This is a genomic window from Streptomyces sp. x-80 (assembly GCF_046549095.1).
Classification (GTDB): domain Bacteria; phylum Actinomycetota; class Actinomycetes; order Streptomycetales; family Streptomycetaceae; genus Streptomyces; species Streptomyces celluloflavus.
In genome coordinates, this window is the sequence record NZ_JAJPWM010000045.1 from 1 (window position 1) to 19,741 (window position 19,741).

The following is a 19,741-nucleotide window of genomic DNA, read 5'->3' on the forward strand; positions in this document are numbered from 1 at the left end:
GCGAACCCTCGCCGATGGCAACAGGGGCCTGGCAATCTCCCACAGCCCATCCGGCACGATCCATCGCCACCGTCCACTCCCCATAGCCAGCCCAACGACCAACTGACCATGTAGGACACGGTCTTAGGACCGCGGCGGCGCTGGAGATGTTCCATGCCTTCGCGCTGATCCATGACGATGTGATGGATCATTCCGACACCCGACGGGGTGAGCCGACGGTGCACCGCAAGCTGGCCGGGCGCCACACCAACGGGCGCACTGTCCAGGCCGCGCAAGATCTCGGCGTGGGGGCGGCGATCCTGGTCGGCGATCTGGCCCTGTGCTGGTCGGACGAGCTGCTGCACACCGCCGGATTGATGCCCGCCCAGCTGGCACGGGTGCGGCCGCTGGTCGATGCCATGCGCGCCGAGGTGATGTACGGCCAGTACCTGGACCTGACAGCAACCGGGCAGCCCAGCACCGACATCGGCCACGCGCGGGCCATCATCCGCTACAAGACTGCCAAATACACCTGTGAGCGCCCTCTGCACATCGGCGCCGCCCTGGCAGCTGCCGACGACGCCCTGCTGACACGCCTGAGCGCGTTCGCGCTGCCACTGGGGGAGGCATTCCAGCTCCGTGACGACCTGCTGGGAGTCTTCGGCAATGAGGCGGAGACGGGCAAGCCCGCCCTGGACGACCTGCGCGAAGGCAAACACACCGTGCTCATCGCACAGGCACTGCAATCCGCAGACCCCACGCAGGCGCGCTTGCTGCGCTCCCTGTACGGCAACCCGCACCTGGACGAGGACGGCGCCGCCACAGTACGTGCCCTCCTGGAAGCCACCAAGGCACCCACCGTGGTCGAGCGCATGATCCGCGACGCCTACGAGCAGGCCATGACGGCCCTGGACGATGCCCCGCTCCGCGACGAAGCCCGCAGCCTGTTGCACGTGTTGGCCCATCAGGCCGTGTGGAGGAAGACATGACACTCGGACCGCCCCTGGAAGCGGCCTGCACCACGACCAAACGCGTCCTGCTCGCCGCCCCCAAGGGCTTCTGCGCCGGTGTTATCCGGGCCATCGCCGCGGTGGAGAAGGCCCGGGAACTCCACAGCCCGCCCATCTATGTCCGCCACGAGATCGTCCACAACAAGTACGTGGTGAAGACCCTGGAGAAGAAGGGCGCGATCTTCGTCGACGAGACCTTTGAGGTCCCCGAGGGCAACATCGTGATGTTCTCCGCCCACGGCGTTTCCCCGACCGTCCACGACGAGGCCGCCGAGCGCAAGCTCGCCACCATCGACGCGACGTGCCCGCTGGTCACCAAGGTCCACAAGGAAGCCGTCCGCTTCGCGAGCGAGGACTACGACATCCTTCTGATCGGCCACGAGGGCCACGCGGAAGTCATCGGCACCTCGGGCGAGGCACCCGACCACATCACGCTGGTCGACGGCCCATGCGACGTCGGACACGTCGAGGTCCGCGACCCCGCGACGCCCCCGGGGCGTTTTCGGCAGCCCCGAGCGGACCGGCAAGCCGGTCCTGGACGACCTACGGGAGGGCAAGCACGCCGTCCTGCTCGCCCTTTGCTCTCCAGAACGCCGAGCCGGGCGACCGCGCCGTCCTGCACGCCCTGCTCGACGATCCCGACCTCGATGAGGACGGGGCCGCCCACATCCGAGACATCCACGGCCTCACCGGTGCACGCGACCAGGTCGAGCAGCTCATCCGGACCCGCCGCGCGCAGGCCGAGCACGCTCTTGCCCAAGCACGTCTCCCGCCGGCCGCGGCCGGGGCCCTGCGCCGCATCGCTGACGCCACCACCGCACGAACCTCCTGAACCCGCACCCTGCCTCTGATGATCACGACGACCGCCGCGGATTGACCCGACCCGCAGAAAGGAATCACCGTGACCGACAGCGAGCTGAGTCCCACCGGCGCACCCGCAGCAGACACGCTCCCTTCCCCAGCCCCCGACCAGGCCCCGGAGACGGAGATCGTTGTGGAGCTGCCCGGCCTGTACTGCCCCAAGCAGCCACGCCGCCATCCCCAGGCGGATCTGGTGCATGAGCGGGGCCTGGCATGGATGGAACGGCACGGCTTCTGCACCACACCGCAATCGCGGAAGAGGGTGGCCGACACAGCCTCCGCCGACTTCTTCGGCGCAGTGTGCCCGGATGCGGACCCGGAGCTGCTCCAGCCGGGGGCCGACTGGTGCTATCTGATGTTCATCTTCGACGACCGCCACTGCGACGAGGACCTCGGTGACTACGAGTCACTCCTCGACCTGAGCCTGCGCATCGCACGTACCCTCGAAGTCCCCCGCTGCGGGGTGCTCGACCCGCGTCGCCCCTTCACCACAGCGGTGGTGGACCTGGCCGAGCGGCTCCACCAGACGGCCCCGCCCCCGCTGATTCGCCGCCTCGCCGATGCCCACCGCGCATGGTTGTTGGGGGCCGCTCGAAGCCGAGCCGGCCGGTCGGGGAAAGCGTTGTCCCCCGACGACTATCTGCTCATCCGCATGCTCGACTGCGGCGGGCTCCCCACCCTGGTCTGGATCGAACTCAGCGACCCCAGGGTGATCCCGGAACAGCAGATCGTGTCACCCGCAGTCCGCGCTCTGACCGAGATGGCGCTCCTGGTAGCCGCGCTGGACAACGACTTGTTCTCCTACGGCAAAGAGCTGTGGCTCGCTGCGCACACCTCTGCAGCGATGCCCGCAAACGTGGTGAACCAGTTCATGGCCAGCCACGACTACGGCCTTCAGGACGCCTTGCGCGACAGCGTGGCACTACGCGACCGGATCGTGCACCGCTTCGTCGAGGTCCACGACCAAGTGATCCCCGACGCCGATGCCCCGCTCGCCCGATACCTGTCAAATCTGACATGTCTGATTCCCGGCAACCTCGATGTCGGCCTACGCAGCGGCCGTTACCGCGACCCGGACGGCATGCACCCCAACGCCGTACGCACCATCGCCACCATGACCGGCACACCCAGCGCCATAGGCCCACCGCCAGACGCACCCAGCATCGCCGGGTGGTGGGAAACGGACTGGTGAAGGACCGCGGGGGTGTGGCGACGCTGGCAGTCGGACCGGACTTGGTGAACGATCCGGCAGACGCGCCGGGCGAGTAGCGGCGGCCTCCCAGACTAGAGCCTGCCGTCGGCTCCGCCACCCGGGCCTCCCGACCCAGCGAGGACGCACAGCAGCGATCCGCCACCTCGTCCTCCAGGCTCAGGCCCCGGTGGTCGCCCGGATGCTCGGCTACCACGACGACACCACCGCCCACCTCGCCGCCGAGGCCGGAGGAACCTGGCAGCAATACGCCCCAGGCGACCACTCACGGTGACCACGAGCCCACACCGACAGGTGAATACGCAACTCCCGATTACGCGAGGTCGCCAGTTCCGAGGCCGGGACAGCGGTTGGCGGTAGCAGTGGTTCCGGTTCGCGCACCGGCGGGGCGGCTCTGCCGGGTGCCCGTTGGTGCGTCTGCGACACACGATCTTCGGGTTGCTCTAGAGTCGGGACGACCTTCCCGGTGGCGTCGACGCCTTCTTCGACCTCGCCGACACGATCATCACCGTGCGTAGCCTGATCCGGCAGGCATGGACGACTCACGATGACCCGGTCACTGATGCGCCGGCGGTGGCAGCCGAGCGGATGGTCCGCGTGGAACTCCGGCCGCTCGGGAAGCAGGGCCACGAAATGGCCCCAGAGCGGTTCTGTCAGCCATGATGGCAGCGCGGGCACAGGTCTCCCCAGTGATCACAGAGCGTCGCAACTCCATGATCACCAGGACCCGTGCCCGTTCTGCTGCCGGGGCCCCCACCTATCCCCGCGATCTCTAAGCGTATCGGGCCCTACCCGCGCGTCCGGATCGAGGGCGGCGGTCGGGCCGTGGTGTCCCAGGCCGGAGGTGTACTGCTGGTCGAGACCGTCCGCAAGGCCGGGCTGGACCGGGCGATACCGACGGGGCTGGCGCCGTGGCGACGCCCTCGGGTGGTGCACGATCCGGGCAAGATCCTGCTGGACGTGGCCCTCGCGGTCGCACTCGGCGGCGACTGCCTGGCCGACGTGGCCATGCTGCGGGCCGAGCCGGCCGTGTTCGGGCCGGTCGCCTCGGCCCCGACGGTCTCCCGCCTCATCAACACCCTCGCCTCGGGCGGACCGAAGGCCCTGACAGCGATCCGCTCGGCCCGGGGCGAAGCACGCGACCGCGTCTGGAAGTTGGCCGGTTCATCGTCGCCGGACGCGGACGGGCAGGTCATCGTGGACCTGGACGGAGTGCTGATACTGGCGCACTCCGAGAAGCAGGACGCCACCGCGACCTGGAAGAGGACGTTCGGACATCACCCCCTGATGGGGTTCGTCGACCACGGAAGCGGTGGGAGCGGGGAGCCGGTCGCGGCTCTGCTGCGGCCCGGAAACGCGGGCAGCAACACCGCCGCCGACCACATCACCACAGCCCAACTCGCCCTGGCTCAGCTGCCGAAGAAGTACCGGCGTGGACGTCGGACGCTGATTCGTACCGACTCCGCAGGCGGAACCCACGAGTTCGTCGCCTGGCTCGCCCAGCGGGGCAGGTGGCTGTCGTATTGGTCGGCATGACCATCACCGACGCCATCCACGAGGCCGTCCTGAAGATCCCGCCCGCCGCGTGGACGGTGGCCGTCGAGCCGGGCGGCGAGATCCGCGACGGCGCCTGGGTCGCCGAACTCACCGGTAACGCCCTCAAGGGCTGGCCCAAGAAGATGCGGCTGATCGTCCGCAAGGAACGGCCATACCCCGGAGCCCAGTTGCGCTTCACCGATGCCGACGGACTACGGCTCACCGCGTTCGCCACCAACACCACCGGCGTCCCGATCGCCGCACTCGAACTGCGGCACCGCCTACGCGCACGCGCCGAGGACCGCATCCGGGCCGCGCGGGCCACCGGCCTGCGCAACCTGCCCCTGCACGACACCGCGCAGAATCAGATCTGGCTGGAGATCGTCCAGCTCGCCCTGGACCTGCTGGCCTGGATGCCCATGCTCGCCCTGACCAGCGAAACCCGCAGGTGGGAACCCCGCCGTCTCCGGCTCCGACTGTTCTCCACCGCCGCCCAGATCGTCACCACCGCCCGCCGCCGACACCTACGATTCCCGCGACACTGGCCCTGGACCAGCGTGATCACCGACGCCGTGGCGCGGCTCGAAGCCCTCCCAAACCCCGACTGACCAGCACATTCCCGTCGTGGCTATGGGGCGTATGCGGGATTCATGACCACTTAGGTCCTGTGGGGTGAAATACGCCCGCTTGACACTCTAGTGAGCTCATGTCACATTAACTCTCGAAGATCACTTCTTGCTGCGCAGGGAACGCGTCACCGCCTCGGGTTGTCGGAGGTGAGAGCGAGTCCCCATGGAGACCATGGAGCATGCTGGTGCTTGCAACTTCCGTTCTCACCAGAGCAGAAGCGACCTCACGCCAGCGTCCGATCGCTCACCCCTGTGGGCACTGGAGGCTCACACCCGCCGGTGTGGTGGTTAGCACGGCCGGTGTCTGCGGATACATGCCAGGGGAAGCCTGCCCGACGGAGGCCTTGGACACCGCCGGAGCCCGGCTGCACGCCGACCGGTGATCGGGACCGAACCATCCGATCCGACGCTAACGCTGGTACGGCAAACCGTGATCCGCGCCTTGGAGGCGGCCCTGGAGGACGAGCTCACCGCCCACCTGGGGTATGGGCGGCACCAGCGTCGCCCGCCGGGCACGGACAATGCGCGCAATGGCAAGCGCTACAAGACAGTCCTCACTGCGCTGGGGCCGCTGCGGCTGGCCGTGCCCCGGGACCGCCGGGGCACCTTCCGGCCGCGCACCATACAGAGGTGGCAGCGCCGACTGGCCGAGTTCGATGCCACCGTCATCTCCCTCGCCGCCAAGGGGCTGACCACCGGTCAGGTAACGCGCCACCTCGCCCAGGTGAGGGACATCCGCATCTCCCGCCAGACCGTCTCCACCATCACCTCGCAGCTCCGGCACACGATGGAATCCTGGCGCAACCGTCCGCTGCCCCGCTCCTATCCCGTGATCTTCCTCGACGCCCTGCATGTCAAGATCCGCGAGCAGCGCGTGGCCAGTCGGCCCGTCTATCTCGCCTGGGGCATTGACCACAGCGGGGGAGCGGAGGTGATCGGCCTATGGGCCGGATCATCCAAGGAAGGAGCCGGCTCGTGGCGCCGCAACCTGCTGTGGCTCAGACGCCGGGGCCTGACCGAGGCCCTGATCGTGGTGTGTGACGGACTCCCCGGCCTGCCCGAGGCCGTGGGCGGGGTCTGGCCGCGCGCACGGGTACAGCGCTGCGTCGTCCACCTCCTGCGTAGTACCTTCCGCTTGGTCCGCCGCCACCACTGGCCAGAGTTCCACCGGATGCTGGCCCGCTTCTGCGCGGCCCGCGACCGGGCCGAGGCGCTGGTGATCCTCATGGTCCTCGAGGCCCGCTGGGGCAGGGCGTATCCGGAGGCGGTGCGTCATTGGCAGCAGCTATGGGCCTCCGACCCACCCTTCCTCGGCCAGACATCGCAGATTCGCAGGGCGATGTACAGCACCAACGTGGTGGAGTCTCTCAACTCCCGTATTCGGCGGGCCCTACGGCCCCGTGGCCACTTTCCCAGTGCGCAATCCGCGCTCAAGCACGTCTACCTACTCTTGACCGATCTCGGGCTGACCTCCGCGACCCCACCCCGAGCCCACTGGGCAGCCGCCGCACGGGCTGCCCGTCGGCACCATGAGCCCGCTCCCGCCCCGTCTGCCGGGTCACTGCAGGTAGCCACCCTGCCGCTCCAACGCCCTCCAGAGCCCGGCCCCGTGCGGCACTGGATGGTCCCCGCAGCTGCCGGATAGCGCCCTGCCACGCCACCTGCCGCTCACTGGCCTGACCAGCCCTGCTCCGCAGGCACTTGCCGGAGCCGGCCGTGCCGCGTACCCACGCGGCACGGCCGACCACCTGCACCAGCCGCACATCCCGCCGGGCGGCCTGAGCCCCGCCGCTCCTGCCCGGACAACCCGGCCCCCATGCCACTTGCGGGACTTGCCCCGCGGCCGGGCACCCGCCGCGGACCGCCGTCCACACCATCTCGCCCGGCACAGGGGCGCGTGCTGAGACAGCGGCGTTGGACATCCCGCAAATGGGAGCAACTGCCATACAGCGCAACGTATACACCGTTTTCTTGACAGACCCGTGTACCTGCTCTTTTTCCCCTCGGCCATCCTCAATGCGCCTCAGCCCCTGAACGGCGGCCATCCCCGCAATTCTTCAGCCCTGTGGACTGTAGGAATAAGGGTGTAAACCGCAGCGGGCCGGAGGAGGAAACCGCATCTCCCTGGTATGCCGTGCCCCCTGCTCAACGGCTGCATTGAAACCGCTTTGCCGGACATGCCCGCGCCACCCCTTCATGGATGGGGGCAGCGACCAGCAAGCCTTCGCGAATCCCAGATATCTGAGGAGTTACATGTTTTCTGACCTCCCGGCACGACACATCCCCTCTCAGCAAAGGCCGAGCGGTGATCCCCCGCCCGACATCACACGCTTCCCCGGAGAGAGGTATTTCCGCTCGGGGGCGGTCAACAGCTATGTGACCTTCCTGCGCAAGATGCTGAATGACACCAACGCGTATCGCGGGATGACGATCCCCGGGCAGAGACAGGGCTGGTGCGCCCGAGACGCTGCGGCCTGCGCGGCCCTTCAGGCCGCGCAGGGATGGCCGCCACCCTACGGCCGGGTCACCGCGGCCACCTGGGAGGGCCTGGTCGACGGTACCGCCAGGCCGGTTCCCGGACCCGACGCCTCCCTTCCGTCGGCAACCCAGCCGGACGACCACGACCTGCTCAGCCCGGCCCCGCCCCACACCGCCGGGCGTCCTCTGAATCCCTTCCCCGGACGCCACGGCTCCCAGCCGGGCGTGGGCGCCTCTTGGAATATCCAGTTGCGGCCGATCCCTCTGGGCTGCGGCGACGACCTGTCCGGAGCGCCCCCGGCCCCCGACTTCTGGGGCGGCCCCCGCGCCGCCTACACATGCCTCCGACCGGCCCAGGGGTATAGCGGAGCCCAAACCGGCGGCATCCTCAACCCAGAAATCGGGTGGTACCTATGGTCATAGGCCTTGCCGCGCACGAATCCGACGACCACTGGCGTTACAGGGCCGAATGCAGCCCGGAAGACCTCGACTTCTTCACCACCGGTGGGCTTAGCGCCGAGGAGCATGCCCTGACCATCTGCTGTCGCTGCCCCGTCAAGGCCGACTGCCTGGCCTTCGCCTTGGACGAACGCATCCCCTACGGCATCTTCGGCGAGACCACCCCTCGCCAGCGGCGCACCGTTCAGGCAGACCGCCCGCGTCCTTCTGCTCACTCCAACCCGGCACACGACTCACTTGGCTAGCGGCCGCGCATGCTCAGCGCCTCCGCCACTCAAACGGGAACGCCCCGCCCGGCTGCAGCGGGCAGCGCATCGTCCCCGCGCGGCGCGGTAGCCAGGCACCAGGGTCGATGCTGCTCCGCGAAGGCCGCGACCGTAGCGCATCATCCGGCCGAGGGCCCGCCGCCGATATCAGCCGCGCTCACCGATGTCCTGTGTTCCGTACGGCGGCACATCGGAGCACACGGGGTCTTCAGCTCCCTCAGGCACACCCTCCTGACGCGCCGGGAGACGCTCGGTCTCCCGCCCTGGGCAAGTGGCGAAATCGGCAGACGCGGCGGCCTTAAAAGCCGCTACCCCTTCGGGGTGTGTGGGTTCGAGTCCCACCTTGCTCACATGAACCGCTACCTCCACCTGGCGATGAAATGCGCAATCCGCTCCCAGTGCCGATATCGTGTCGGCGCGGTCGTCGTGAAGGGCGGACGGATCCTGTCCACCGCCTGTAACCAGCACCGCAACTTGCCCTCCATCGATTTCCATCACGCCACCTTCCACGCCGAAGAGATGGCCCTGCGCCGGGCTCCCCATGTCCGGGGTGCCGTCATCTACGTCGCCCGCGTAACCCCTGCCGGCGCAGCCGCCCTGGCACGTCCCTGTGCCCGGTGCGTCCAGGGCCTGCAGCGCTGCGGTATCGCCAGCGCCTGGTACACCACCGCGCTCGGACCGGAGCGCTTACGCCTCCTCTGACCCGGAGCCGTGTTCCTCCCGCTTCCTGCCGAGGACTGTCCTTCCCCTCCCGACCCGTTGTCTCCTCTCGGACGGACCCATGCATTGCTCGTGCACCATCCCCCCGTACTACCCAGGATCAGACCCCGCCGAGATGGCCTACCGCTCCCTGGGCTCCAGCGGTTTGACCGTCTCAGTGCTCTCGCTCTATCTCGCCGCCGTCCCCACGCCACGTGCGGCCGAAGCCCAGCGGGCCGCCCTGGAGCACGGTCACCGCCGGGGCATCAACCACTTCGTCCTCGTCCAGCCCCCGGACGGCCGGCCTCTCGCAGCAGCGGCCCCACTGAACCAACTGCTCCGACGACAGCGCGACAGGACCGTTCTTTCCGTCTACGCCCAGCGCCCCCTCCAGCCTGCCGCGATGCACCACGGCTCACGCAAACACCTGCGTGCCAGTCTCGATCACACACTGGCTGACCTCGACATCGACTACGTCGATATCCTCTACGCTCACCGCTACAACCCCCAGGTCCCACTGGAGGAGACAGCGGCCGCGCTCGCCGAGGCCATCCAGCGTGGAAAGGCCCTCCACGCCGGCGTCTCCTACTGGCCCCCGGCGCCCGCCCGCAACCTCGCCGCCCTGCTCTACGGGCACGGGATCCAGCTCACGGCTCACCACAGCCCCCTGTCCTCCCATCGCCCAGACGATGCGAACGATCTGCTGCGCGCCCTGGAAGGGACCGGAGTCGGTTGCCTGGCCTGTCCGCCCCGAGCCTTCGCCTGCTCCCCACCCACCCCATGTGTCCCCGAAGTCCCCGCTGCTGCGCTTGACCCGGCCCAGCGTGCCTCCGGGACCGCCCGCTGGGACTACTGCCCATGCCGACACCAGGAGCGCGGCCCTCAGCGCGACCTGGAATGGGTTCTGGCTCAGCCCACCGTCACCACCGCCTGCGTCCCCACTTGCCACCCCGGATGCCTGGACGCCTACCTCACCGCGCTACCCGCCAGCCGCTAACACCGCGCATCACGGTCAGACCGCGGCATCACCCGCAGTACTCAAAGCCGCAATGACGCGCCGGACAGCCCCTCCGCGGGTACGCCGAGCCACCCCCCATGCACCACCGGCCCTCTGACCGCGGAGCTGCGCCGCAGGCAGACGAACCCCACCGTGCCGCCTGCGTGCCGCAGGAACACCCAACGTCGGCTGCGAAGCTACAGCCTCCGCCAACAGCCGGGCCCAGACGGTACGTCGCGAGACATCCGGCCGTTACCTTCCAGAGCTGGAGCACCATGTCAGGCATCCCCCTATCCGGCCGCCGCTGTCCCCTCTGCCGCTACCGGGAATCCACCGAACCCGTATGCGACGCGTGCCTGCGCCAGGCAGCCATCGCGCTGCAGGACTTCCCCGTCCTCTACGCCGCTCTTCACACCCGCTTGGCAGGGAGCCGCACCGCACGGCCATCAACCGGCATGATGCCGGCTGGCCGGCGGCAGCAGCGGCGCCGCGCTTCGCAACTCCCGTTCGAACTACCCTCGCTGGTATGCGCGCAGCAGACAGCTGTCCTTCTGCGTGACTGGCTGGGGCATTACGACCCCGGCGCCTTGCCGCAAGGAACGGTCCGAGAAGGATGGCTCGTACAGCACTGCTGCTCCCACCTGCAGCGCGCCTGGCCCGCGGCGCTGGCGGTTCCCCAAAGCCACGTTTACGCCGGTGAGTTGCTCAAACTCCAGCACAGGGCCCGCCGGATCCTCGGCTACCTCCCGCACCAGGAACCCCTCGAATCCCCCTGCCCGTCATGCGAACTCCGGACCCTGATCTGTGATCACGATGCCTATCTCCTCAGATGCCGCTACTGCGACGCCACGTGGCCCGCCCACGCCGCACTCCACCTGGCGCCGGCCCCCTGAGCCAGTCGGTGCAGGTACCGAACTTGATGCTGAACACCTTTCCCCGCGGTTCGACGGAGGACATGAATGCGTACCCTGTCGCGAAATACGAGTGTCTCGGATTCTCCGACGCGGCGACTTCTTACGACCATTGAGGCAGCGAATCTCATCAACGTGAGGCCGGATCGAATACGTCAGTGGGTGCACAGGGGGATCCTGGCGCCGGCAGCTCGGTACCGGGGACGAGGGAACCTCTACCTGGAGATCGATGTACTTGTCGCAGAGAAAACTATGCGCAGGCCGCGATAGACAGCTCCTACGCTCCCCCGGAGACCATATTTCGGACACGGATTCAACCCTCATTCCCCTGGTCGTCCCCTATGGCGACTGGTCCGGCCGTCAAACCACCTCCCCCGGGTGGCCTTTGCGGAACACGTAAAGCCTATGAATGTCGCCATTTGGGCAGTCTGTCCTGTTCAGGCTCGAACCGTGAAGTCGACCCATTTGAGCGCTCGGATGTTCGCTCATGCGGCGAAATAGAATGGAGATACCATGACGCTTGTCACGCCCCGCGTCGGGAATTCTGAAATGAATCTCCCTTACGTTGCGGCCATCGATTCCACCCACCTGCCGATCAGTAGCGAGCAGGAAACGCGGCACGGCAAGATCAGCCTCATCGTCGGTCAGCGGCTGAGCCCTGAGGCCCTGGGTGCCCGTGGTGATGGCGGCGGTGTGCTTCCCTCGCCCGGGACTTCAGGCGGTGATGACGGTACCGATGTGTGGTGTACGGATCTGACGATTCTGCTGCCTATCGGAGCGGGCGAACCGGCCATCCTCGGGCACGACGACGGGGTGAACGCATTCCGCGCCGCGGTGTCGGGGTGGGAGGCCCGGGCAGTCGGAATCGTCGACGATTCCGACTACGGGCACGCCGCCGCCATCACGTTCACCCCTCGGGGCGACGGCCCATTTCGCTTCGACGGCAATAATCCAGTGGTCTTTGTCCTTGACGGTATTCCGATCAACAGGACGGCCGGCAATGCCACCTTGGGCATCCGGGAGACTGCTTCTACTGTCGGCCCCAATGAGGGGTACGCCGAACGCACCCTCGCCTTGTCTCTGCCCAAGGCCTCCGGTGATTTCCACTTCCGGGAACTCCGCCCTGTCAGTCCTGTCGTGACCAGCGGCACCGTCCCCACGCTGACCTGGGAAGGCACTCCCCACAACACAACCTTCAACATCACTTGGAGTGACGACGCCGGCGAGCACACCGTCCAGGGCTGGACCAGTACCGTCTGGTCCCCTCCCGCTGATCTGGCCCCCCAGGGCACTGCCACCTACGTCGTCGAAGCCGTCCATACCCCCGACGGCAGCACCACTCCCCCCACCCCCGCTCCAGCGCTCGCCACCACGGTGCAGGTGATCGCTCCTCAAGCCTCCGCGACCGTCGCTCGGCCCCATGCCACTACTGACGAGACCGCTGTCCTCACTACTGATGGCAACATAATCATTTCTGGCGACATTATCGTGAAAGGTAATATCACAGCTGATGGTGCCATTACCGCCAAAGGTGCAATGCACGCCAACAACAGCCTCTATGTCGACGGCGACGGCAGTCAGGAGAAAGGCCTGTATGTGCGCCGCATCTGCTCCGGTAATGGTGATTCCGTCACGTTCAAGGATGGCATCACGGCAGGCGGCAGTGGCGTCACGGTGGGCGGCAACGGTGGCGTCACGGTGCGCAGCAGTGGCGTCACGGTGGGCGGCAACGGTGGCGTCACGGTGGGCGGCAGTGGCATCACAGTCGGCGGCAACGGTGGCGTCACGGTGGGCGGCAAGCGCGTCCTCGTGTACGGCACCGCATTCTGGTTGCGCGACAATCATTACTCCGGATATGTGAACTCGCGGGACGACCGCAACCTGTACCTGAATGTCGGCCCTGGCCGGTGCCAGTTCTTCGTCGAGTAATCCTCAGCAACTGACCAAGCCGGAATATTCCGCGAAGTAGCCCCTGTATTCCGGCAGAACGCATACCCCGTTACCCGGAGGTCGCCGATGATGCCGGCAGCATGTCCGGGTAACGGGTGAACAGATGCCCAAAGATCACCCGCCCCGCTTGGCCGCCGCGGGGGCGTCCTTCACCGCCGCGCGGATCTGGGACGCGGTCCGGCCGCCGCCGGGCCCGTCCAGTCGAGCGTGTCGATGGTCCAGGCGCACCTGCGGTAGCCCAGCTCCCAGGCGACGAGGGGCTCGCGCTCGCCGAAGTCGACGGCCCATCGTCGCTTCCTGATCTGCTCCAGAGCCGGTGTCTGGGGCCGGTTGCACGACGCTGGTCATCGAGCACCTGAGCCCCGACGGACAGACCAGAATCATCGGCGGCGCCGAGATCCGCGTGCGCCGCCCGACCGCCGACCGCCGACCGTCGGCGCAAGGACCGGGTCAAGTTCATCTCCGGCAAGACCAAACAGAACGCCGTGACGTCCGTGGTCCTCACGGATACCGAGGGGCGGGTGCTCTTCTGTAGCCCAGTGCGGCCGGGGAGTTGCGCGGATATCACCCAGGCCCGCCAGCTCGGCCTGACGAAACTCCTTGCCGACGCTCCGTTCGAGGAGATGCGCGAATCTCTGTGCAAGACCCATTCCTCATGGCGTACCCGCGTCGAGCACGGCATCGCTCACCTGAAGAACAGGCGTGCTCTCGTCCGCCACCACGGCCGCCGCGAACACATGAGCGACACCGTCCAAGCCGTCGCCGGGCTCCTCTCGCGCCAGCAGACCACGACTCTGCTCGGCCGTCCTCGAGTGTGAACGAACGAGCCGAAGGCATGGCCCTCGATGTGCCACAGCCAACCGTGCACGAGGTCGTTGCCTTGCGTGTTTTCTCCTTGTATAGAAAAGGAATTGAAGAATGCTAACTGATTCAGGCTCGCCTCCTTCGAGGTCTTGGGCGCCCAGGAATTCCTCTGGTTCCGGCGTGAGCGAAGGTCGAACGACTGTGCTTCTGGTGCGGTTGGCGGCGGGGGAGGGACTGTCGTCGCTGCCGTTGGTGGGGCCGCAGATTCCGCCGGATGTGGATGTGCGTATGGAGGGGGTGGCGCTGGCGTATGCGTCGCGGGCGCTGTCGCCGCAGGAGACGGACCGGTTCAATGAGACGCTGGGCCGGCTGGCGTCGGAGTCTTCGCTGACGCTGCCGCCGGGAGCGACTCCGCAGGGCGCGCGGGTGGGCGTGGACATGACGCTGGGCTCGTCCCGGCAGTGGCTTCTGGTCCCGCTGTCGCGTGGCGCCTCCCGGGAGAACGCCGCTGCGGTGGGGGCGGTCGTGGCGGCCGGCGATGCGCCGCGGGCCGGCACCTGGCTGGAAGTGGCCCGGTCGCTGGGGCCGGTGCGAGTGGACCGGGTGGGGGTGGCCTACCAGGACGGGGCGGTGTGGCTGCTGACGGATGCCGCGCTGGACGCGGGCGGCATCCGGCTGGGAGCCAGCGGGCTGGGCCTGGGCGTGCCGCTGCAGGACCCGGGCGCGGTGCAGACCCGCCTGGACGGGGCGAGTCTGGAGTTTTCCCGTCCGCCCGTCGAACTGGGCGGGGCGCTGGTGCGCCAGCAGTTGGACGGCTACGACCTGATGCTCAAGGGCATGGCGGTGGTCGAGCTGCCGCAGCTGAGCCTGACTGCGATCGGCGCCTATGCCAAGCCGTCAGGGGGCGAGCCGTCGCTGTTCCTCTTCGGCGAGCTGGGGCTGGCGCGCCCGGTGGGGCCGCCGATGTTCCAGGTGTCCAAGCTGATGGCGGGCTTCGGTTACAACAGCAGTGTGCGGCTGCCCGTCCGCGAGGAGATGGACGCCTTCCCGCTGATGAGCGGTTCCGCACAGGGCCAGTCGCCGATGGAGGTGCTCACGGAGCTCACCGACGGGGGCTGGGTGTCGCCCGCGGCGGGGCGGATCTGGATCGCGGCGGGCGCCGAGTTCGACACCTTCAAGCTGGTGCATACTCGGGCGCTGTTGCTGTGCGAGTTCGGGGACAGTGATTTCACCGTCGGGCTGCTGGGCCGGTCGCTCGCCCAGTTCCCCAAGCAGGCGGCCCGCCCGTATGCGCGGGTGGAGCTGCTGTTGCAGGCCGTCTACCGGCATGCCGAGCGCGCGTTGAAAATCGATGCCCAGCTGGCGCCCTCTTCCTATCTGATCGACCCGTCGTGCCAACTGACCGGCGGGGCGGCGTTTTACGCCTGGTTCGACGGCAGCGAGCATGCCGGGGACTTCGTGCTGACGGTGGGTGGCTATCACCCCTCGTACAAGCCGGCCGCCCACTATCCGCAGCAGATCCCGCGGCTGGGCTTCTACTGGAACCTGGGCGGGGGAGCGGAACTGAAGGGCGAGTCGTACTTCGCCCTGACCCCTGCGGCGATCATGGCCGGCGGGAAGCTGGACCTCTCCTACCGCAACGGCGGCCTGCACGCCTGGCTGACGGCCTTCGCCGATCTGCTCATCCAGTGGGCGCCGTTCATGTTCGATGTGAGCATCGGGGTGTCTGTCGGCGTCACTTATACCCTGGATCTGGGACTGTTCAAGGTCCCGATCTCCGCGCGGATCGGCGCCTCGTTGCATCTGTGGGGACCGCCAACCGGCGGGCGGATCACCGTCCATGTCGGCCCGTTCGACATCACCATCCCCATCGGCGCCTCCGGCGGCGCCCGGGGTAGGACGCTGGACTGGGACGAGTTCCGTTCCACCCTGCTGCCGCAGGAGATTGTGCAACTCACCGTGGTGGGCGGCCTGCGCGCCTCGAACCAGGGTGATGCCCCGCCCGGTGAGGACGACCCGTGGCTGGTGAGCACGGACGGGTTCAGCTTCACCACCACCTCGGCGCTGCCGCTGAGCACCGCTCAGCTGACCGGCCAGGACAGCCACGACAGTGCCCACCAGGATCTGGACATCCGGCCGATGGCCTGTCGCGACGCCCGAGTGGCGCAGAGCGTCACTGTCGCCGGTGCCGACGGGCAGCCCCCAGCCGGGATCGAGGCCTGGAGCGTCGAGGACCTGACCAGCGGCGTGCCGCAGGCCCTATGGGGAGCTCCGGTCAGCGGCATGGCTCTGCCCTCTGCCCAAGGGCAGGTGCTGCCCGGCCGACTGACCGGCCTGCGGATCACGGTGCCCGCGCCCACGACGGTGGGCCATGAGACGGGCTGGCTGGTGCCCGAGGCCCTGGCATACGAGGACATGACGCCGGTGAAACTGCCCTGGGCTCAGCCCGTCCTGCGGCAGACGCGCCCGCTGCCCCGGCCGGTGCGTCTGACGCCGGGGCATGCGCCCTACCGGCGGGAGGCGGCCGACCAGTCCACGCAGTGGGCGCGCCGGATGCTGCACGCCGCCTTCGACCGCCTGGAGGCCGCTCCCGGCGTGCTGCAGGAACTGCAGGGGGACGACGAGGTGGTGCCGTTCAACCCGGACGAGACCCAGAAGCCGGACATCATCCCCGTCCCGGACCCCAACCAGCCGGACGCGGGTATCGCCCCGCCCGAGGTCGGACAGCGCGTCTACGTCCGGACCGCACAGCGGATCGCCGCACTCGACGACTTCGCCCCCACCGTCCTGTCAGATCTGTGCCCGTTGGAGGACGACGGTCCCCAGACCAAGGAGGCAACCCTGGCCGTCTCCGGGGCCGGCACCCGTATCGGCCTGGTTCATGGCGAGCGGGGCACCTACGAGCGGCCTTGGGACATCACCCACCTGACTCACTTCTACGACATCACTGGTCACCCTCGGGACGCGGCCGCCGAGATCCCGGCCGAGGACCTGTCGAATTACGGGCAGGACTTTCGCCGGTCGGCCAGCCACGTGCTGGGCCACCCGGACTCCGCGGACCGGCTGGTGGCCACCGAGCTCACCACTGCGGACGTCGTGCTCTACGGCATGGCCGGTGGCGCGTACAACCCGGTGGCGAACAAGGAGCCCTTTATCGACGAAGCGCGCGAGGGCGACCGGAAGGACTGGCGGGCCGGCGCCCTGGATGTCAAACAGGGCACCTTCTGCGCTGCGCTGTATGCGGACCAGCAGGCAAGAGACATCGTGGGCATCTTCTGGCACACGCTGCCGACTATCAAGGACGAGCGCCTGGACGCCCGCTACCGCTGGGACTTCACCGGAGACCAGGACAGCCCGGTGGCCGACCTGGCGCTGGCCGCCGATGCCCAGCGGGCCTACGTGGCGCGCGGCGACGACGTCGGCTCGGTCACCATTGTGGAGACGCCATCGGCTGGAACGGGTGCCGAGCGGACGGCCGTCATTGGGCAGAAGATCCTGTCGTCCCGCGGTGCCGACCAGCGCACCCTGGTCGTCGGGGCGGAGCTGCTGTGCGTGGCGCATGAGCTGAACGCCCAGGCTGAGCAGGTGAGCATCTACACCCTGGCCGAGGACCCGCAGGCGCCGCGCCGCCTGGCCGGCCTGGCGCTGCCCAAGGGCTCTGCGCCGCATCTGCTGTGGTCGGAGACCACCGGGCAACTGTATGTCGCGCACGCCCCGGACCCGGATGCCCAGGGTGCCCGGCTGAGCGTGTTCGACCTGTCCCGTCCCGACATGCCGCGGCGCATCGCCACGCCGACCACCGAAGAGGTGCGGGGGCTGGCTTTCGCCCCGGCCCCGCCGCAAGGAGAGTGACCCGTGCCCGAGATCTATTCACCGCCCGCCACTGACAACCTGCGCCACGACCTGATCGATGCCAAGGAGCCTGCACTCCTCGCCGGCAGCTACACCATCAAGGTCAGCGAAACCCTCACTGGCCCCTCCGATGCCCCTGTCCCCTTCACTGCCACCCGGCAGGTGGAGGTGCGCGCCCCTCGCTACCAGCTGGACCCAGCCGAGGTGCACTCGGTCTTCCCCAGCCCGAGCAGCACAGGCGACTTCACCCTTGTCTTCCCTCACATCACGCTGACCCGGGCCGTGCTGCCCTGGGAGCGGACCCTGGCCGGAGCGGCCCGGGATGCCCGGCGCGCCCCCTGGATGGCGCTGATGGTGCTGTCCGACGAGCAGATCGTGGGCACCGGCCGCCAGCCGGTGCCCACGGTAACCGCGCGCTTAGGGCTGGGCCCAGAGGCGGCCGAACCGAGGGAAGAGAGTGAGTGCGAGACCGTCACCGTCGCCTGGGACACCCTCCAGCAGGTCTTCCCCCGGCGCGAGGACCTGTCCCACCTGGCGCATGTGCGGCGCTGGCAACGTCCCGCCCAGGGCCGCTACGCGCGCGCCGCCGACCAGCCGGACGGCCCTGGAGAGAACGCGGTGGTCATCGGCAACCGGCTGCCGCTGCGCGGCGGTGAATTCACCGCCTTCCTGGTCTCCCTGGAGGGGCTGGAGGCGCTCCTGGACGACCTGGACAACCCGGACGCCACCCATGGCCCGATCACCTTCGTGGCGCTGTGGTCGTGGGGGTTCACCAGCACCGACAGCACCGGCCGCGGCTTCCCCGCGCTAATGGCGCCGATCGCCCGGGACAACAACAAGCTCTTCCGCCTGGAGCCCGGCGGCGGCGCGGCGTCCGGCGGCATCGCGGCCGCTCAGGCCCGCCAATTCCTGGATGAGGGCTATGTGCCCATGCAGCAGCATTTGGAGTCGGGCAGCGAGACCCTGGCCCTGTACCGCGGGCCGTTCGCCCCGCTGCCCGTGCCGCAGGACGAGGACCCCTCCCGGTACGTCACCGCCCTGCCGGGCCTGGTCTACGTGCAGGCCTACGGCGTCCTGGAGGCGGGCCGGGCCAGCGCCTGGGGGCTGGGCCGGGCCCTGGCCGTGGCGGATGCGGCGTTCTGCGCGGCGTTGCTGCGCTGGCGCCGCAACCAGAGCCTCAACCAGGCCCAGAGCGATCAGCGGGAGGGACAGCCAGGTCTGGTGGAGGCGTTCCGTACCCTGCTGACCGCCAACGGGGGCCTGGGCTACCAGCTCGGCCTGGCCCTCGACCCGCACCTGGGCCTGCCGGCGCTGGCCGCCGCCACCCCTCGCACCCGGGCGGGGGAGGTGCCGGCCGGACCGGACGAGGACGAGGCGCTGATCCGCTCCTGGCTCTCGGCGCTGCGCCGGTTCGAGACGGTGCCGTTTCGGGCGCTGGTGCCGGATGCCCGTATGACGCCCGAGGAGAGCATCCGCTTCTTCCACATCGATCCCCTGTGGCTGATCGCGCTGATCTCCGGCGCGCTGAGTGTGGGGGTGGCCCGTGACTACGACATCGCCTCCCTGGATACGGGGCTGTTCGACTACTTCGCCACCGGGCAGGGTGAGCCGGCCCCCGGCTCGGGCCTGCTGCTACGTTCGCGGCTGGTGGCCGACTACCCCGACCTGGAGGTCAAACTCCGCTACCAGGACAGCTGGGAGGGGCCCCTGGCTTTCCGCCGCGTCGCCCCCGACACGCTGCTGTGCCTGTTCCGCGACACCCCGGACGAGGTGGCCGTCAGCCAGCCGCCGCAGACCCTCCACTTCGGCCTCGACATCAACGAGGAAGCCGACCCTGGTGCCACCGGCCTGGAGAAAGCCGCGGTCAATCTGCGCCGCACCACCGACACCGGGGAGGGCCTGGGCACCGCAACCGGCGAACAGTTCCGCGACGTCGCGGCCGCCGCACGCAACGGTGAGCTGGGCACGCTGAACATGCTCCAGCTCGCCACCCGCCTGAACGATCTGATCAGCCCCGGGGCCGGTGGCCCCCTCACCCCCGCCGAGTTGGCCATGCAACTGCTCAACGCCCCGTCCAGCCAGTCCTTCTCCTCCTAGGAA

The 19,741-nt window shown here is 68.6% G+C and carries 11 protein-coding genes, 1 tRNA gene and 3 pseudogenes; 14 read left to right on the top strand and 1 reads right to left on the bottom strand.

Annotated features, from left to right (window positions below; all coding sequences use genetic code 11):
• Positions 1 to 125: 125 nt before the first annotated feature.
• The 3 genes and pseudogenes from ACLJWH_RS40910 to ACLJWH_RS40920 form a co-directional block, all read left to right on the top strand.
• Positions 126 to 968 (top strand): annotated as a pseudogene (locus tag ACLJWH_RS40910) (polyprenyl synthetase family protein); the annotation flags it as partial.
• The gene (locus ACLJWH_RS40915; protein ID WP_411146901.1) at positions 965 to 1,840 is read left to right on the top strand and encodes a hypothetical protein; all 876 of its coding nucleotides are present in this window, start codon (positions 965 to 967) and stop codon (positions 1,838 to 1,840) included. The pseudogene ACLJWH_RS40910 and the gene ACLJWH_RS40915, both read left to right, overlap by 4 nt.
• Positions 1,841 to 1,890: 50 nt before the next feature.
• Positions 1,891 to 3,042 (top strand): terpene synthase family protein, encoded by a 1,152-nt coding sequence (locus ACLJWH_RS40920; protein WP_411146902.1) that lies wholly within the window; start codon positions 1,891 to 1,893, stop codon positions 3,040 to 3,042.
• A gap of 555 nt (positions 3,043 to 3,597) precedes the next feature.
• Here ACLJWH_RS40920 and ACLJWH_RS40925 read toward each other — a convergent pair.
• Positions 3,598 to 3,738, bottom strand: a pseudogene (locus ACLJWH_RS40925) (IS5/IS1182 family transposase); the annotation flags it as partial.
• A gap of 90 nt (positions 3,739 to 3,828) precedes the next feature.
• Here ACLJWH_RS40925 and ACLJWH_RS40930 point away from each other — a divergent pair.
• The 11 genes and pseudogenes from ACLJWH_RS40930 (at position 3,829) to ACLJWH_RS40980 (ending at position 19,738) form a co-directional block, all read left to right on the top strand.
• A pseudogene (locus ACLJWH_RS40930) lies at positions 3,829 to 5,204 on the top strand (IS1380 family transposase).
• A 400-nt stretch (positions 5,205 to 5,604) separates the two neighbouring features.
• Positions 5,605 to 6,870: an IS256 family transposase gene (locus ACLJWH_RS40935; RefSeq protein ID WP_411146903.1), complete on the top strand. Its 1,266-nt coding sequence runs from the start codon at positions 5,605 to 5,607 to the stop codon at positions 6,868 to 6,870.
• Positions 6,871 to 8,116: 1,246 nt separating this feature from the next.
• Positions 8,117 to 8,407, top strand: coding sequence for a WhiB family transcriptional regulator (locus ACLJWH_RS40940; protein WP_411146904.1), 291 nt, complete (start codon positions 8,117 to 8,119; stop codon positions 8,405 to 8,407).
• A gap of 286 nt (positions 8,408 to 8,693) precedes the next feature.
• A tRNA-Leu gene (locus ACLJWH_RS40945) sits at positions 8,694 to 8,778 on the top strand.
• Between the two features lies 1 nt (position 8,779).
• Positions 8,780 to 9,130 carry a hypothetical protein gene (locus tag ACLJWH_RS40950; protein ID WP_411146905.1) on the top strand — a complete coding sequence of 117 codons (351 nt, stop codon included), beginning with the start codon at positions 8,780 to 8,782 and terminating at the stop codon, positions 9,128 to 9,130.
• A 133-nt stretch (positions 9,131 to 9,263) separates the two neighbouring features.
• Positions 9,264 to 10,124, top strand: a complete 861-nt coding sequence (locus tag ACLJWH_RS40955) for an aldo/keto reductase (RefSeq protein ID WP_411146906.1) — start codon at positions 9,264 to 9,266, stop codon at positions 10,122 to 10,124.
• 959 nt (positions 10,125 to 11,083) lie between these two features.
• A complete protein-coding gene (locus ACLJWH_RS40960; RefSeq protein WP_411146907.1) occupies positions 11,084 to 11,305 on the top strand; it encodes a MerR family transcriptional regulator in 222 nt (73 codons plus the stop codon).
• Positions 11,306 to 11,548: 243 nt separating this feature from the next.
• Positions 11,549 to 12,964, top strand: a complete 1,416-nt coding sequence (locus ACLJWH_RS40965; protein WP_411146908.1) for a hypothetical protein — start codon at positions 11,549 to 11,551, stop codon at positions 12,962 to 12,964.
• A 506-nt stretch (positions 12,965 to 13,470) separates the two neighbouring features.
• Entirely contained in the window at positions 13,471 to 13,803 is a 333-nt protein-coding gene (locus ACLJWH_RS40970) for a hypothetical protein (RefSeq protein ID WP_411146909.1), read from the top strand.
• Positions 13,804 to 13,969: 166 nt separating this feature from the next.
• Positions 13,970 to 17,641 (top strand): DUF6603 domain-containing protein, encoded by a 3,672-nt coding sequence (locus ACLJWH_RS40975; protein WP_411146910.1) that lies wholly within the window; start codon positions 13,970 to 13,972, stop codon positions 17,639 to 17,641.
• Positions 17,642 to 17,644: 3 nt separating this feature from the next.
• Positions 17,645 to 19,738, top strand: a complete 2,094-nt coding sequence (locus ACLJWH_RS40980) for a hypothetical protein (RefSeq protein WP_411146911.1) — start codon at positions 17,645 to 17,647, stop codon at positions 19,736 to 19,738.
• Positions 19,739 to 19,741 lie beyond the last annotated feature (3 nt).

What these genes read in the sequence shown, in the direction of transcription:
- ACLJWH_RS40915 (WP_411146901.1), top strand. Translation starts at nt 965, where the DNA reads ATGACACTCGGACCGCCCCTGGAAGCGGCCTGCACCACGACCAAACGC.
- ACLJWH_RS40940 (WP_411146904.1), top strand. Translation starts at nt 8,117, where the DNA reads ATGGTCATAGGCCTTGCCGCGCACGAATCCGACGACCACTGGCGTTAC.
- ACLJWH_RS40950 (WP_411146905.1), top strand. Translation starts at nt 8,780, where the DNA reads ATGAACCGCTACCTCCACCTGGCGATGAAATGCGCAATCCGCTCCCAG.
- ACLJWH_RS40955 (WP_411146906.1), top strand. Translation starts at nt 9,264, where the DNA reads ATGGCCTACCGCTCCCTGGGCTCCAGCGGTTTGACCGTCTCAGTGCTC.
- ACLJWH_RS40960 (WP_411146907.1), top strand. Translation starts at nt 11,084, where the DNA reads ATGCGTACCCTGTCGCGAAATACGAGTGTCTCGGATTCTCCGACGCGG.
- ACLJWH_RS40965 (WP_411146908.1), top strand. Translation starts at nt 11,549, where the DNA reads ATGACGCTTGTCACGCCCCGCGTCGGGAATTCTGAAATGAATCTCCCT.